Origin of the sequence: Cuspidothrix issatschenkoi CHARLIE-1, assembly GCF_002934005.1 — a bacterium.
GTDB lineage: Bacteria > Cyanobacteriota > Cyanobacteriia > Cyanobacteriales > Nostocaceae > Cuspidothrix > Cuspidothrix issatschenkoi.
This window is the reverse complement of record NZ_PGEM01000019.1, coordinates 7313-23364: the sequence shown is the minus strand read 5'-3', so window position 1 is coordinate 23364 and position 16052 is coordinate 7313. Positions and strand designations below refer to the sequence as shown.

Annotated in this window: 12 protein-coding genes; 1 reads left to right on the top strand and 11 read right to left on the bottom strand. The window is 40.0% G+C overall.

Features of this window, described 5'->3' with window-relative positions:
• Positions 1 to 109 precede the first annotated feature (109 nt).
• The 6 genes from CUN59_RS02650 to CUN59_RS02625 all read right to left on the bottom strand — a co-directional run bounded on the left by CUN59_RS02650 (position 110) and on the right by CUN59_RS02625 (position 8306).
• Entirely contained in the window at positions 110 to 1738 is a 1629-nt protein-coding gene (locus CUN59_RS02650) for a tetratricopeptide repeat-containing S1 family peptidase (protein ID WP_104386375.1), read from the bottom strand.
• Between the two features lie 482 nt (positions 1739 to 2220).
• Complete coding sequence (locus CUN59_RS02645; protein WP_104386374.1) at positions 2221 to 3033, bottom strand: S1 family peptidase; 813 nt, start codon at positions 3031 to 3033, stop codon at positions 2221 to 2223.
• A gap of 23 nt (positions 3034 to 3056) precedes the next feature.
• A complete protein-coding gene (locus CUN59_RS02640; RefSeq protein ID WP_104386378.1) occupies positions 3057 to 3614 on the bottom strand; it encodes a COP23 domain-containing protein in 558 nt (185 codons plus the stop codon).
• A gap of 800 nt (positions 3615 to 4414) precedes the next feature.
• Positions 4415 to 5947 carry a serine/threonine-protein kinase gene (locus CUN59_RS02635; protein ID WP_104386373.1) on the bottom strand — a complete coding sequence of 511 codons (1533 nt, stop codon included), beginning with the start codon at positions 5945 to 5947 and terminating at the stop codon, positions 4415 to 4417.
• 304 nt (positions 5948 to 6251) lie between these two features.
• Entirely contained in the window at positions 6252 to 7016 is a 765-nt protein-coding gene (locus CUN59_RS02630) for a circadian clock KaiB family protein (protein WP_104386377.1), read from the bottom strand.
• Between the two features lie 30 nt (positions 7017 to 7046).
• Positions 7047 to 8306, bottom strand: coding sequence for a type IV pilus twitching motility protein PilT (locus tag CUN59_RS02625; RefSeq protein WP_104386372.1), 1260 nt, complete (start codon positions 8304 to 8306; stop codon positions 7047 to 7049).
• A 602-nt stretch (positions 8307 to 8908) separates the two neighbouring features.
• Here CUN59_RS02625 and CUN59_RS02620 point away from each other — a divergent pair.
• On the top strand, positions 8909 to 9283 hold the full coding sequence (locus CUN59_RS02620; protein WP_104386371.1) for a hypothetical protein: 375 nt from the start codon (positions 8909 to 8911) through the stop codon (positions 9281 to 9283).
• A gap of 303 nt (positions 9284 to 9586) precedes the next feature.
• Here CUN59_RS02620 and CUN59_RS02615 read toward each other — a convergent pair whose 3' ends face one another.
• The 5 genes from CUN59_RS02615 to rnc form a co-directional block, all read right to left on the bottom strand.
• Positions 9587 to 10186, bottom strand: coding sequence for a Uma2 family endonuclease (locus tag CUN59_RS02615; protein ID WP_207765354.1), 600 nt, complete (start codon positions 10184 to 10186; stop codon positions 9587 to 9589).
• Between the two features lie 166 nt (positions 10187 to 10352).
• Positions 10353 to 11726: a glucose-6-phosphate dehydrogenase assembly protein OpcA gene (gene opcA, locus CUN59_RS02610; protein ID WP_104386370.1), complete on the bottom strand. Its 1374-nt coding sequence runs from the start codon at positions 11724 to 11726 to the stop codon at positions 10353 to 10355.
• A 159-nt stretch (positions 11727 to 11885) separates the two neighbouring features.
• Positions 11886 to 13415: a glucose-6-phosphate dehydrogenase gene (zwf, locus tag CUN59_RS02605; protein WP_104386369.1), complete on the bottom strand. Its 1530-nt coding sequence runs from the start codon at positions 13413 to 13415 to the stop codon at positions 11886 to 11888.
• Positions 13416 to 13870: 455 nt separating this feature from the next.
• Positions 13871 to 14908, bottom strand: a complete 1038-nt coding sequence (fbp, locus tag CUN59_RS02600) for a class 1 fructose-bisphosphatase (protein WP_104386368.1) — start codon at positions 14906 to 14908, stop codon at positions 13871 to 13873.
• Positions 14909 to 15113: 205 nt separating this feature from the next.
• Positions 15114 to 15836, bottom strand: coding sequence for a ribonuclease III (rnc, locus tag CUN59_RS02595; RefSeq protein WP_104386367.1), 723 nt, complete (start codon positions 15834 to 15836; stop codon positions 15114 to 15116).
• Positions 15837 to 16052: the final 216 nt, after the last annotated feature.

Below are 16052 nucleotides of genomic sequence, written 5' to 3'. Positions count from 1 at the left end.
CGACAGCGTAACCCGACGTTCATGTTGGGTTTCGTACCTTAATCCAACCTTGTATCTTAGAGGTATGTTACAGGAAGTGGTAGACCCTGCCAAACTGGGTAGGAAATGTCTATAATGAGTTCAATAGTTTTATTACCTCTTCATAGTCAGTATTCCAATCTTTACCTTTAGCTAGGAATAATCGTGCTGCTTGTAGATAGTCTTCTTTAGCTTTTTGTTTGTCTCCTAGCTGCTTGTAAACATCACCTCGATCCCTGTAAGCCCTGCCGGAATCGGGAAAAAATCCAATAAGTTTGGTATAATCTGCTAATGCTAAACCCCATTTTTTCTGTTCTGTGTAAACAGCCCCACGATTTAAATAAGCCCAAAAAAAGTTGGGTATAATAGCAATAGCTTTAGTGTAATTAGCTATTGCTAATTCATTGTTTCCCAGACCACTGTAAATATTTCCCAGCTGGAGGTAAGCCTGAGCGGCTGTATCAGAGTCAGGGTCAAGTTCGATATACTTAGTAAAATCAGCCAATGCCAATTCCTGTTTTTCTTGCCTCCTGTAAAGCCAACCGCGAAGGTAGTAACCAAAAGAAAAATTGGGATTAATATTAATGGCTTTGTTGAAATCTGCCAGAGCTAGTTCGTATTTTCCCAGTTTTTGGTAAGTAGAGCCACGATTTAAATAAGCCCAAGCAAACTTAGGTACAATAGCAATAGCTTTGGTGTAATTAGCTATTGCTAATTCCTTGTTTCCCAGAGCATTGTAAATATTTCCCAGTTGGTGGTAAGATTCAGCGGCTGTATCAGAGTCAGGGTCAAGTTCGATATATTTAGTAAAATCAGCCAATGCTAATTCCCATTTTTTTTGCTCTTTGTAAAGCCACCCGCGATTGTAGTAAGCAGCAGTATAACTAGGATTAAGTTGAATAGCCTTAGTATAATCAGCCAATGCTAATTCCCATTTTTTCTGCTCATAGTAAAGAACTCCGCGCCTGTTGTAAGCTCCAGCATCATTAAGACTAATAGTAGGGACAGAATTAGGTTGCTGGTTAGATGAACTAATACCTTTTGTGATGATACTGTCTAAATCTGGTACTTTTTCCGTCGGTATTCCCTGAACTCCCACAATTTCAGGCTTAAGAAAACCTTGAATTTTAATATCACGGGTTTCTGCCTGACCGTGAATAGCAATTAGAAGACCTTCTTCATTTAATACTGGACCTCCACTCATCCCCGGTAAAGCTTGTCCATTATAGGATAATTCATACCCTTCTTGATTTTGACTCCTGCCTGTTATATCGGCTCGTATAAAACGATATCTACGCAGTTGATTTGCAGTTTCAGTCGGAAACCCTGCATAATATACCGTTGCACCTTCTTTAACTGTCCGAGAATCAGCAATTTTAGCAGGGGGATAATTTTTGGAACTGGTAAATCTGACTAAAGCTAAATCCAGTTTTCCCAGAGTTTGAGCGCTTTCCATGGGGTATTTTTGCCCGTCATGGGTGATAACGTCATAAACTCCGGCTTTTTTCACCACATGATTAGCTGTTAGCACAGTGTAGGTATTACCATTTTTAGCGATAATTACTCCTGAACCTTTTCCATCTAGTCCACCAATCATGACGGTGATTTGTTTAGCGATATCATTAACTTGTGCAGGAGTTAATGCAGATACGGGTTGGTATTGTACTAAAGCTAGGGTTGTTGTTCCTAGAATTACTCCTAATCCCTGGGAAAATTTCATAGTCTTTTGTCTTTTATAATACTATTTTTTATATAGTATTTTTCATAATACCCTTTTTTTGTGCTTCACGCAAAGATGTAAGGTTTTAAAAGTTTGATTTGGATTTAGACAGCCAGGGAATAAATTCCCTGTCTCAAAGCTCAAGTCGGTTAAAACCGACTGGGGAATTGATTGGGGTGCGCTTAATATTGATTTAGGTAGGGTATGTTAGCGATAGCGTTACGGATTTCATCCTAACGCACCCTACAATACTGATAAGTTATTCAAATCATTCTTCAGCAAAAAAAGAATAAGTACCCTATATTACCCTATATTCTCAATAATCTTGAGAATTTTCTCAATAAGCTAACGAAAAAAGTTGATTTCAGAGCTTGAAATTCTCAACTATTTTTTGTACAATTTTTTTAGATAAAATCTGCTTGGGCTTTTTTTGATAGAAAACTTATATATTCTATTTTTTGTCTCATGCAAAATTACAAGCATTAGGACTTGCCTTTAGCAATCAACAATTGCCTAACTGTTTCTAGGGGAATACCCCAGCTATATTGACCTATTTGTTCTCGCTGTGCGTCCGTTGGGTAAGAACCATCTTCAAAAACATAAGGATCACCCCAAATTGGGTTAGCATGAAGTCCATTAATTCCCACTAATTCCCCATCGCGATTCAATAGGGGTCCGCCACTCATCCCTTTTTCTACATCATTGGTAGAGCCAATTCGGTATCCGCCCTCTAGGGCTTTATCCAATACCAATTCAATGTTACCGGGTTTAATCACAAACCCCCGATATTTGCTTTGGCTATTTTTGAGAGGAAAACCTGCGGCTATTACTCCATCTCCAATGGCGGCTGGTTGATTTGATTTGGTAGTAATCCTGTATTCTGAGTCAGCTACAAATTCTAATAAGGCTAAATCATGTCCCTTTAGTTGTTTTTTTTGCACTATAAGGTTAGCACGGTGTGTTTTTCCGTCGGGAGTTTGAATAGAATAGGGAGCTTCACCGGCTTGTAAAACATGATTATTGGTAATTACTCCATAGGTTGAGGTGAAGTGATTTCTATGATCTTTATAAAATAGTACACCAGAACCTAATGAGCGATCGCGCTTTTGTTTAGGGCTACTTAAAATCCTAACCGTAATTAAACGGGCTGCTTGTTCAAGTTGAATTTGTTCTTGGCCAGACCGCAAATTAACCCTTGAAAAAGGGGGTTTCTGAACTGACGACACTGGAGTTGCCAAAGGCAAAACAGAACCAGTTAGTGCAAAAACAGCAATTATTCCTATGCGCCAACTCATGATTTTCCCCCACAATTTCTAATTTACCAGATATCCTCACTGTTACCGTTGATCACCTGATCAATGTCAACGCTGGCAGTTCCATCACGGTTGATTGTTGGTTTAATGTGTCCCTCTTGGTCGCCACTGAGGTAAACAGCCTCCCCACCTGCGGAAACACGGGTATTCAATAGTTGTTCGAGAACCTGATTAGGGTCACGATCCTTGGTCATGGTCAGTAAGACATTTTTGTTATTACAAGCTCCCCGATCATTTCTTAACCCACAGATAACAGATTGACCGTTAACTGTTCCCGTTTTCAGGATTTTTAGTTGACCTTGATTTTGCAGTTTCTGGAAACGATCTGATACTTTTTGACAACGTTTTTGAGGTGTCCATGTATCATTAATCTGACTTGTGTTTGTCCACACAATTAAGGCCACACTACCTCTGGTGGGGTGACGAACCACGGTTACTGGATAGTTATCTCTCAAAGCACAAGTAAATTGACGGCTTTGAGCTTGGCTGGGCTGATTACTGGCTAAAGTGATACTCAAGGCTAAGGCCAGACCAGTTAAGGGTGCTGATAGGTTATTTTTCATAACTAAAGCCATAAGACATCAGGTTATTAAGAGGGTTACAGAAAGCTGATGAGTTGAATCAATCCTACGTTAATATAACTAGTGTATAAATGTCAACTGACAATGTATATTACCCTGCTCTACCTCAGAGAATATTTGAAAAATTTTTAATGTATAAATAGGGCTTGCTGAATAAACCAAAAACCTAGATATATTAAGAGTTTCAGGCTTAAAAAAGTGAATTAGGTGCAAGGAATAAGCATTGAAACCATTAAAAACCTATCACTTTCTCAGATTCGAGACTATTCTTATCTCCTCCTAATTCTTCCTCCTGACTCCTAATTCTTCCTCCTGACTCCTGACTCCTGACTCGGTGACTCCTGACTCCTAATTCTTCCTCCTGACTCGGTGACTCCTGACTCCTAGCCCTCACGAAAAGACTTTTTCAGCAAACCCTAGGTAAATTCCGTATCTGATTCAAGTGCATACCGCCATAGCACAGCACGGCGTAAATAAAACAACCATTCTCAGTCACTAAAAAGGGCTTGCTGAATAAACATGAAAAGATTACAGGTAAAGGGTTTGAGCCGTTTTCATGTAAAAAAGGTGCAAGCTTTTACGAGGTGGAAACTCGAAAACCTTGCATTTAAGTTTGATACCAAGGAAAAATAGCTCCCATCCAACTCTTGAAACTGTTCCCTGTTCCCTGTTCCCTCACAGACAACTTTTTCAGCAAGCCCTAAAAAGCTTACGCCATATTATTTTTGACTTTTGACTTTTGACTTCCGCCCCGCGGTACTAGCCCCTTTTCAAACACCCTCTCATAGACCTAGAATAGGCTCTATATGAAAAGACCTAATCATGGTTTGCTCTACATCCTTGAGAAAGGGATCATAGAGTTTTTCTTCTGCTCGGTAGGTCAGGATATAAACTTTTGAATCACTAATAGTCCAAACTTCCATAGCTTTAAACCTGAAGTTATAAATTGGATCTTGACCTGTATAAATTATTTGATATCCTTCTCGGTTATTTAGTTTTTTCGATTGTTGTTCGAGAATTTGGACGTTTTTAACGGATTTTTTAATTTTTTCGATAGCAGCCTGATTATACTCTGATAAAGTCTGAGATTTTTGTATATCTTCAATACGGATAAATAGCCCTACTTCGAGATTCGGACTAGAAGTATGAGGGAATATTTTGGCTATAGTTCCCCCGGTTAACGGACTATATTCTTGTTTTTCAGCCTTCCAATCTCGAGGATATTTGATCTCAATTCCAAATTGTTGATGTGCAAATAGTTGACCGGGAATAGTTGTAATATTCTGTGTATCTGGATTTTGATGGCGATAAATAGCTATTAAACCCCCAGCAGTCGTCAAAATAATTGCTGTTGTCAACAAAACTTTAATAAATCGAGGTTGGGAAGTAGAGATAATTATTGTCTTTTCACCACCACCATTATTTTCATCCCTATGTCGTTGATCATCACGTTTATTCAGAGCTTCCATTACTTCCTCTGCCGACTGGAATCTAGAACGAGGATCTTCTTGGAGCATACGCTTTAGTATCTCACCTAAATGTTTGCTAATATAGGGATATTTTTGCCAATTCCAAAGCTGATTAACACGGGAATTGTCTGGCAATTCACCTGTTAATAATTGCACACAAGAAGCAGCCAAGGCATATAAATCACTGGAATAATCAACCTTTTCCCCTCTGCTTTGTTCTAGGGGAGCATAAGCAGGAGTTCCAAACACTATAGATGTTTCTGTGGTGTAAATCTTACCTTCGATTACTTGTTTAACTGCTCCAAAGTCAATTAAATAGAATTTGTTATCTTCTGCTTTTGCTTGGGAGCGCACAATATTACTAGGTTTAATATCCCGGTGAATAACGTTATTTTTATGGATAAATTCCAAAACAGGTAAAATATTATTTAATAAAGCCAAAACCTTGGCTTCTGAGAAACGTCCTTGTTGTTCCAGTTCCTTTTTTAAATCCTCACCTTCGATATATTGTTGAACCAAATAATAAAACTCTTGTGGGGTATGGAGGTGAGGGTCAGTTACAGTTAAGGAAAAATAATCATATAAGCAGGGAATGTTACCGCTTTTATCCCCTAAATCTTCCAGAACCTTAGCCTCCCTTTCAAAGGCTTTTTTGATCCCTGCAACGATTTCTGGAGAATGTTGACTATTTCGTAATCGCTTAACAACACAATGACGTTGATTGAACGTCTTTAAGTCAATCGCGAGAAAAGTATCCCCAAAACTCCCTGCTCCTAAAGGTCTCAGAAGTTGGTATATTCCTTTGTTTCCAGTTAAAATCGGGAGTGTTTCTTCAATGTCTGTCATTTTCTTACCCCTGGTTTGCTACACTCTTGATCTAACACCTCAAGATTATATCAATTAAAACTTTGAGATGGTTATTTTCAACACAGATCCCCCCTAGTACCGCAAGGCGGAAGTCATGCATTCAAAAGTCAAAAGTCAAAAATAATATAGCGTGAGCTTTTTAGTGATTGAGACACCAATTTCTACATTCTTTTAGGACTTACGCAAGATGTAACTGAAACCCTGATTATTTCGTAGGGGTAATTCATGAATTACCCCTACTTTCGCTCTATTTTGCGTAAGTCCTGTCTTTGTCAGCAATTGTCTATTGTCCCGCTAACATTTGTAAAAGTTTATCCATATTATCTAAATTACCAACTATGCGGCGAATAGGATGGGGCCAAACCTTAACTAAAGTAGGAGTAGCGGAAACTTGATCAATTTCCGCCTGTTCTGGATTGGTGAGAACATCAATAACTTTGAGAGTATAAGGGTATCCTAGCGATCGCTCTAAAGATGCGTGCAAATTTTGGAGAATTTTTTCTGTAGTCGCGCTATGACCAGCTACAAACAACCGCAGGACAAAGCCTTGGGGACTTGGGATATTTTGTGGTACTGGTTGGGTATTAATCACTGGTTGCTGATACTGTGATGGAGAATCAGTTAAATCTAAACGAACAATTAAATCATGATCTTCCCACAGTTGAGGGAAGGCAGCGCGATAAGTTGATAATACCAAGCGATCGCACAAACCATCCTGCCAAGGTGCTGATTGCCACACTAAATCCCCCGTCCCAAAAAGCGCATTTAGCACAGCTTGATGACGAATCACCGCTGGATAAGCTTCGGCAAAAATTTGTACTTGTTGAGTCCGAGGATTTAACCAATGATCAATAGTTGCAGTATAACAAGGAACTAAAAAATGTGGCGGCTCTGGTAAATCCAGTATTTCCTGCAAAGCCGCACATAAATGTAAATGCCATCGTCCTTGTTTACTAGGGTCAATACAATAAATTAAATCTCCTCCGGGCGTAAACAAAGCAATACCCTTGAACAACGGGGGTTTTTTGTCTAAATTCAACTTATTCACAGGTGCAGGGGGGTAATGACCAATTACCAATTAAACACGACCTCGGAGGAATTGTGCCATTTCGTTGGGAGTTGGGGACATTTCCAAAGCGGTTTCTTCAGTAATTCGGCCTTCTTGATAGAGATTGAGTAATGATTGATTCATTGTCACCATGCCATCAAAACCGGCTTGTTTCATTAACTCGCCAATTTCATCATACTTAGCGTCTTTCACCCATTCTTTAACCGCTTCAGTATTAATGAGAATATCGTGGAAAGCCGCCCGTTTACCATCTGTCGTCCGGCACAAACCTTGAGCGATTACTGCTACTAAGGATTCAGCCAGTGCTACCCGCATCGCTTCCTGTTCTTCACCTGAATACAAATTGAGAATCCGTTCAATGGTTTTTACCGCACTATTGGTGTGCAGAGTTCCCATAACCAAGTGACCTGTTTGCGCGGCCTTGAGAGCAGTATTCACGGTTTCCTTATCCCGCATTTCCCCCACCAGAATCAAATCTGGATCTTCCCGCAAAGCTGCTTTTAAGGCATTATCAAACTTGCGGGTGTGCATTCCTACTTCCCGTTGTTTAACTAGAGACTTACGGCTTTGATGGACAAATTCTACAGGATCTTCAATGGTAATAATATGTTTGGCCATTTCCCGATTGATATAGTCAACCATAGCGGCCATTGTCGTTGATTTACCTGAACCAGTCGGACCTGTCACCAAAATTAACCCCTTGTGATGATGACATATATCTCGGAATATGGGTGGTAAGCGCAACTGCTCCATAGAGAGAATTTTCAGGGGAATTAATCGCAATACCATCGCATAGCCACGCAAGGAATCAAAGACATTAATCCGTACACGGGCAAAATCGTACTGAGTCGCACCATCAAATTCTAGTTGTTCTTGAAACCTTTGAATCTCTGCATCAGTGAGAATCTCATGCAACCAACTCATAAAAGTTGCTTTATCAGTTTCGGGATAATTTGTGGTTTGAATCTCACCACGACAGCGAAAGCGCGGTACTTCCCCTATTCCCAAGTGAACATCAGAATAACTCTGATCAAATGCTTCCTGGACAAGTTGCGCCAGGGTTAGTCCTGAAGGTTTATTGCTAGGGGCTGAAGCATTAACTGATACTGGAGGTGGTGCTGATGGAGGTGGTGCTGCGGGTGGACGCATTCCCACAGGTGCGGTCATTGGAGGTGGTGCTGCGGGTGGACGTTGTGCCGTTGGTAAAGGTGGCGGTGGTGGCGGTAGTGGTGGCGGTGGTGGCATTCTCCGTGTTTGTGGTTCTGTCATATATCTTTACTTTTGGTAGATGGAAAATTTATTAACAAAGGCAGAAGGCAGGAGTCCGTTTTGATCACCTCTTTTCCCAACAGTAATTTCCAGTTATGCCGTATTTTTTAGGGTTTATTCACCAATATATATATTTTCTAACACATACTCGTTAACCTTAGTCTTCCGTAAAGTTTCTGTAATGTTATGGTAATTAATTCTATAAGTATTCATGACTAAAACGAAAGAAAATTCTCAGTTACCTCTAACCTACCAATGTTTTTTGTTACCTCTCCACAAATTATGAGAAACCATAGCACTTATTATAAGAAATGTTAAGCATACCGCAAGTCTGATCATGGGGATCAAGCCTTACTTCTCATCTACCTCTAGTGGTGAGTTCTCAAGGCATATACCAGAAGCCTGTTCTATTCCTGTGGGCATATCTTAGATGTCATTGATAAACAGAAAAAACTAACTGTAAACTTTAGTTAAGAAATGCTCATTTTCTCCCTAAGGTTTTATATACTAAATTTCACTGAAACAAAAAAAATCAGTTAACTCGTTTTTAGGCGATAAATAACTGAAATTTAAACTTGCTGTGTATTTTAGGAGAAAACGTCATGGTTGCGGCTCAAAGCTCTAATCTTAGTCAGACCGACTCCTTGTTGATGATGAGAAGTTTTTTAATTTGGACATTTACATTGGCAGTGTGCTTGTTAGTTGTCGGTTTTCCATTGGTTGTATTGATGGCGACAGTTGGATGTCTTTTGTCTATTGTTTTGCAATCTGTAATGCCAGCTAACGCAGTATTAGTTGTGGCAGGTGGTTTAGTCATGTTTAATATTATGGCAGTGTTAATTAGTGCCGGAGTGCTAACTGCTAAAGGTATTCATCCCAAGCAAATCAAATGGTTAAATTGGTTACATAGTGAAGGGGAGAAAACTCAAACCACTGTTTATGCAGCTTGTCCTTTAACTTGTGAAGTCAACCAATAATTATCATTAGCTTAAAACTTGACAAGGAGTACATCTGCCCGGTTCATCCGGGTTTTTTAATGGCTTAAAAAATATAATGATGTAGGTTGGGTTGACGTTAGGAAACCCAACATTGATAAGAATTCAAGTGAGGTAAAAAGATCCCCGACTTCTGTGATCAATTTATCATTTATGGACAGAATTAATAAAAGAAGTCGGGGATCTGGGTATGAACTGGCACTATAGCTGAATACTTACATTAATTCTTTAATTTTACTGGCAAAATCTAAACTGTCTAAATGTTGCATAGTTGAGAATTTATATCTAAAAAGATAATTCTTGAAATAACTCTGTCAAAGGCAGATTAAAATTAGGAATAACATCTTCTCCATTAAGACTGTCTTCCAATTGTAAAAGCTGGGATGGTTTAGGTTTGCGATAAACTAATACACATTCTTCATCTGGCAATATTACCCATGCTAAACGAGTTCCATTTTCAAAATACTCTACTAATTTATTATGAATTTCTTCAAAGGTATTATTAGGAGATATAATTTCTACAGCTAAATCAGGAGCGCCATCAAAAAAACCTTTGGGTAATCGTTTCAAACCTTGTAATCTTTCTTTAGAAATAAAAGCCAGATCAGGGGATCTTTTGTTACCAGTTTTCATTTTAAAAGCAGTGCTAGAATCACAAGTTATTCCGAGTTTATGATCACGCACAAAACCTGTTAGAAAATATCCCAGAGTTAGAGCTAAATAGCCATGTTCTACTCCTGAATTTGCCACAATAACTAGCTCTCCATTCACATATTCATAAAGATTTTCGTCTTCCCTTAATAACATAAATTGCTCATCTGTCAAAGTCTGATGATTAGCTAAAGGTTGAATTAATTCTAAATTTGTGATTGCAGATTGTGTCATTAGATTTAACTCCACAGATGAAACTATTATAGGAATTATATTTGATTTATGAAAAGATACGTAAAGTGCGTCAGATATGACAAATCTGTTTATTAATATAATTTAGTCTGACGCACCTTACCAATATGCTTACAGTTCAACTTGATTTAAGGAAATCAGGGAACGATTATTTACCTAACTTAATAGTATTGCCAATGACAATGAGACTTTCCTCAAATAAAGCCTCACGTCCCCAACGTTGTACTTGTTGGCTTAACAATACTTCCGCTTTTTGTTCTGAAAGAGAACTGACTTGTTGGAATAACCCAGCAGATTGAGCGCCGCCATGGGTTTCCATTCGCATACAACCGCCCGTTTCTGAACAAATCACAGTGCCACAATTTGCTTGAGGATTGCTAGAACTCAAGCGTAACCCAATTAAATCGCCGATAACTTCGCCAACATCCGCAATGGGAACACCAGCTAACTCAGCTTCGATGTGTTTTTGGTCTTGGGCAATAAATTGAACGTAAGTGAGATCGTAATCACCGCTTTCCTGTCTGTAGGAAACTGGCTGCCATTCCAAGCGACTAGCTAACCAACCCAAATACAATAATGCTTGAGCAGCATTACCTTTTTCATAATCAATATTGACACGATCAACTTCTTTGAGGGCGGCGCGACGGTTGGGCGCATCAAAAGCTTCTGCGGTCAATTCTTGCCAAGCTGATAACCGTCGCCAATTCAAATCAGCTAGGGGTACACCAGATTCTACCAACTGTTGCAAGGTGAGTAAATCATCTTCTGGTGTATTGAAATTGCAAGAATCAACAATCACATTATTGCAAACAGCCGCCAATCTTTTAAATAATGGATTTTGGGCATCTGGGGTAGCTTTCCACCACAGAAACTTAGGCAACCCACCAATTAACAAAGCTGGAATCATGCCTCCAATGCGTTCTAAAGCCGCAGCAGTACCAGTGAGAGTAATGTATTCACAGCAGACAAGAGTGCTGGAAGACTGCTTTTGAATGGGACAATAGGCAGAAACTTGTGCCTTAACCCCTTCATCATCTCCAGCAATAGGACATAGGGCAATAATCCGGCAAGGGTTACGGATGGCAATTTCATCAGCAATGGTGGGACTGGTAGCGCTGAAAGTATAACCCATGGCTGTACCATGATTGTCTCCCTTGGGTCCACTGTGCTGCTTTTTAAAATATGCTTCCCGTAAAGCAGTCAGAGTTTCCGGTGTAGCAGTACCAGTTTCAGCAAGATGAAAATGTTTTTGTACTTCTAATAATGCGGTTTTAGTTTGGGGTCCGAGAATACCATCAATTGGCCCATTATAAAAACCTGTAGCTGTTAACAAATACTGGGTTTCTTCAGGTTCGTAAACCACTAAAGTAAATGTTGTCGCGCGGGTAGCAGCAGGTAAACCGCCTTCTTCTCCTTGAATACCGTAACTTTGCCAAACTTGAGTCAGTTCCGCTTCAATTTCTGTGAGGGAAACATCCTTGGGTGCTTGCAAAGAAAAAATTGTTGGTGCTTGGGAAACCATAGTTAATTTTGGATTGTGGATTGTGGATTTTGGATTGTGGATTTTAGATTTAAGATTTTAAGATTGTGGATTAGAAGTTGGGTAATAGTTAATGAGTAATAATTGTTTTTCAACTTACCAGTCACTAATCACCAATTCCCAATCCAAAATCTAAAATTCTTAGAGTCTGCGCCAACGGCGGCCGTCTTGGTTAATTAATAATTCTGCTTCTTCTGGTTCCCAAGTACCGGCTTCATACTGAGGAACTGTAGCAGGATTGGCGGGTAAATCCCATACAGATAGGGCTGGTGTAACTACTTGCCAAGCTGCTTCTACTTCGTCTGCTCTTGTAAATAAAGTTTGGTCGCCCATCATACAATCCAGGAAGAGGCGATCATAGGCATCAGAAGTAGCTGTAATCCCAAAAGAACCATAGCTAAAATCCATATCTACGGAACGGGTGCGGAAATCGCCACCGGGCATTTTCACATCGAACCGGAGAGAAATACCTTCATTGGGTTGTATCCTCATGGCCAAAACGTTAGCGTTTGCTTGTTGGGCGGCGGAGGGGAACATTCTGGAAGGAACTTCCCGGAAGTGAATGGCAATTTCACTGACTTTTTTGGGCATCCGCTTACCAGTTCGTAGGTAGAAAGGAACACCTTTCCAACGCCAGTTATCCACTACAAATTTCATCGCCACATAGGTGGGGGTAGTGGATTCAGGATTTACTCCTGGTTCACCTCGATACCCTGGAACTTGTTGCCCTTTCATCCAACCCGCGCTATATTGCCCACGAATGGCTGATTTTGACAAGTTATGGACATCAGCTAAACGGGTAGCTCGTAGCACTTTAACTTTTTCTGTACGAATACTATCAGCATCCATGTCATTGGGTGCTTCCATTGCCGTCAAACAGTAAAGCTGCATCAGGTGGTTTTGTAACATATCCCGCAGTGCGCCGGCGCTTTCATAATAACCAGCCCGATCTTCTACACCAACGGTTTCAGCTACAGTAATTTGTACGTGATCCACAAATTGCCGATTCCATAAAGGCTCAAAAATGGCATTGGCAAAGCGGAAAACGAGTAGGTTTTGGACTGTTTCTTTACCTAAGTAGTGGTCAATACGATAGACTTGGTTTTCTTTACAAACCTTCTGAACTACTTGGTTGAGGCTTTGGGCGGAAGCTAGGTCACGGCCAAAGGGTTTTTCAATCACGAGACGATGTTTTTCGGCATCATCTAGCATCCCTGCTAACCCTAACTGCTTAATAGCTTCGGGGAAGAAGTTGGGAGCAACCGAAAGATAGAACATCCGGTTTCCTCTTGTTCCCCGTTTCTCGTCTAGTTCACTCAATAGGGTTTTGAGTTTTTGATATCCTGCTACATCATCTATATTCCCAGAACAGTAAAACAAACCTTGGGAAAAGTCTTGCCAAAGTTCACCTAACTCAACATTAGGGTGAGCTTCTACCATGCCTTTTTCCATTTGTTCACGGAAATATTCATGAGTCCATTCTCGACGAGCTACACCCACAATGGTTGTTTCTGCGGGAATACGTCTTTCTCTCCGCAATTTGTATAATGCTGGGACTAATTTCCGCCAAGTTAAATCTCCAGAAGCACCAAAGATCACCATAATTTGTGGTTCGGGCATCCCTTGCTGCTGTAGACCGGCACGCAATGGATTTTCTAACAAACTGACCATAGGATTTTAGATTTTAGATTTGGGATTTTGAATTGGGGTAAGATATCAGAGGTAAAAAGCAATAGTCTAGAGTAAATATTCTTTCTATTTCCTGATTTACTCATTTTTCCTCTGTTTGCCCAATTCCCTCTACAGGTGAGAATAGCTGGACTTTGGCTTTCAAACAGTTCATAAATGACACAGAAAGAATGTTAACTCAGACAGAGGTATGGCTAACGCCACGCTTCGCTAATGTCTACGCTCACCAACCGGGGGTAGGAGGTAAAGCCTGTATAAAAAGAGACTTTGATAATTTTAAAAAAATTATCAGAAATCAGATTTATACCTCAAAGATTTCCCAGTACAACACGGCGTAAATAAACCAACCATTAAAAATGACTAAAAAGCTCATTTCACAAGCTTTTTTTAATTTTTAATTTTTAATTTTTAATTCCGCCTTGCGGTACTAGTCTTTTCTAATCATTTGTTTGGATAAAAGACCTGACTTTTGCTACATTATCTTTACTACCAATAATTAAAGGTGTACGCTGATGCAGTTTGGTGGGAACTACATCTAAAATATCCATTGTTCCTGTAGTGGCTGTACCCCCAGCTTGCTCAATTAAAAATGCTAAAGGAGCAGTTTCATACAACAAACGTAATTTACCTTCTGGTTTTTGTAGTGTTCCTGGGTAAAGAAAGACCCCACCCTGTAATAAAATTCTGTGAATATCGCTCACCATTGCGCCACTGTAACGGGAACTATAGCCTTCGGTGCGATGAACATAACGGATATATTCTCTAAAAGATTCATCCCATTGCCAGAAGTTGCCATCATTAACGCTATAGGTGGCGGCGTGATTTGGCATTTTGATATTTTCTTCACAGAGAATAAACTCACCCAAGCTAGGATCAAGAATAAAGGAATGTACACCTTTACCGATTGTATAAACCAGCATAGTGCTTGGTCCATAGAGAATATATCCTGCTGCTAATTGCTTACGTCCATTGGTAAGTAAATCCTTCGCTTCACCATCAATATCTGTTCCCTCTTGCTGACGAATGGCAAAGATAGAACCTAAACTGAGATTGTTATCTGTATTAGATGAGCCATCAATGGGGTCATAAAGTAGGGTGTAGCGACCAATGGGGCAGTTTTCCGGGATGTAATAGGGTTTTTCCATTTCCTCGGAAGCAAGACGACAGACTAGGCCGCTTTGCTTAAAAACAGATATAAACACCTCATTAGCGTAAACATCCATTTTTTTAACAGATTCTCCCTGGACGTTCACTTCCCCGGTAAATCCTAGCACTCCTTCCATTAAACCAGCGCGACTCAAACGCCGAGCAATCAGTTTACCTGCTAAGGCAATGCGATTCATCAGCGCACTTAAATCTTGAGCATCGGGTCCAAAACTCTGTAGTTGTTGGAGGACGTGGCGGGATAATGTTGTACAATCACGATCTAGAGCTTTATCTGTGGACAAATCTAAAGATTCTGATATTTGAGTCATGTTTACTATTCCCTCCCAATTTGCGATTGGGTGATTTTTGCCCTTGGCGATTTTATTCGCTGCTTCTATCTTAGAAAGGTAATTTCATAACTTAAATGTGATTTCATATAAACTAAAGAATTAGAGGACTTAACTCAGATGAAAAAATCAGGACTTGTACTGATATAGAATTTCTTAAATTTTATAGGCGTAAATTTTGAGTTAATTACTCATTTGTGACGGGGGTGGTAACTACTAAATAGGCTTCCTTCGCTGCGGCCTGTTCAGCAGCTTTAATGGAGCGTCCTTTGCCTTGTCCTAACATTTTTTCATGTAACCAAACTTCGGCAAAAAAACGTTCATGAGTTTGGTGGGGTTGATTAATTTCGACCACTCGATACTCTGGTAAAACTTTAAATTGTGCTTGAGTCCATTCTTGCAAGGCGGCTTTATAATTGAGTCGAGCCGGATCAAGGCGGATTTCTTTTGTCAGGTCTTGGAAATGGTGATCTAACCAAGGACGAATCAGGTCTAAATTGTTGGTGCTAAGATAAAGCGCTCCTAGAACTGCTTCAAAAGAATCTGCTAACCGTGACTCTTGACCGACATGATCAGCGGTAGCACTACCAGCAACTAATAAGTATAATTCTAAACCATATTCTCTGGCTAGTTGGGCAAGTATGCGATCGCTCACCAAGACTGAACGAATAGCCGCAAAATCACCGACTGAACAATCAGCATAATGTTCCCATAATACCACGGCAGCCACTAGGCGTACCACCGCATCGCCCACAAACTCTAGCTGTTCATAGTTGGCAGTATCCGAAACCGTGGGATGAGTGAGTGCTAAATCTAACAATTCCCATTTAATAGGTGCATTTAATGACAAACCTAACTTTTGGACTAAACTTTCAAGCTGCCGTTGACGGCGGGGATAAACGCGGGACATTGAGTAAGGGTGGAAAAAAGGGCTAATAACTCTTAACTTAGCATTAAATTATAGGGTATAAATAAAACTTGTTTTTTGTGCAAAAACTTACGGTGTCAATATTCTCGAAAGTTGAACTATGCGGAGAATGTGGAATTGGCGATCGCTAGTACAGCACGGCGTAAATAAACCAACAATTATAAATATCCCAAAAGCCTATACTGTGTTCATTTTGAC

Excerpts from the sequence above, each read along its gene's own strand:
- CUN59_RS02650 (WP_104386375.1), bottom strand. The coding sequence starts at position 1,738 with ATGAAATTTTCCCAGGGATTAGGAGTAATTCTAGGAACAACAACCCTA.
- CUN59_RS02645 (WP_104386374.1), bottom strand. The coding sequence starts at position 3,033 with ATGAGTTGGCGCATAGGAATAATTGCTGTTTTTGCACTAACTGGTTCT.
- CUN59_RS02640 (WP_104386378.1), bottom strand. The coding sequence starts at position 3,614 with ATGAAAAATAACCTATCAGCACCCTTAACTGGTCTGGCCTTAGCCTTG.
- CUN59_RS02635 (WP_104386373.1), bottom strand. The coding sequence starts at position 5,947 with ATGACAGACATTGAAGAAACACTCCCGATTTTAACTGGAAACAAAGGA.
- CUN59_RS02625 (WP_104386372.1), bottom strand. The coding sequence starts at position 8,306 with ATGACAGAACCACAAACACGGAGAATGCCACCACCGCCACCACTACCG.
- CUN59_RS02620 (WP_104386371.1), top strand. The coding sequence starts at position 8,909 with ATGGTTGCGGCTCAAAGCTCTAATCTTAGTCAGACCGACTCCTTGTTG.
- CUN59_RS02615 (WP_207765354.1), bottom strand. The coding sequence starts at position 10,186 with ATGACACAATCTGCAATCACAAATTTAGAATTAATTCAACCTTTAGCT.
- opcA (WP_104386370.1), bottom strand. The coding sequence starts at position 11,726 with ATGGTTTCCCAAGCACCAACAATTTTTTCTTTGCAAGCACCCAAGGAT.
- zwf (WP_104386369.1), bottom strand. The coding sequence starts at position 13,415 with ATGGTCAGTTTGTTAGAAAATCCATTGCGTGCCGGTCTACAGCAGCAA.
- fbp (WP_104386368.1), bottom strand. The coding sequence starts at position 14,908 with ATGACTCAAATATCAGAATCTTTAGATTTGTCCACAGATAAAGCTCTA.
- rnc (WP_104386367.1), bottom strand. The coding sequence starts at position 15,836 with ATGTCCCGCGTTTATCCCCGCCGTCAACGGCAGCTTGAAAGTTTAGTC.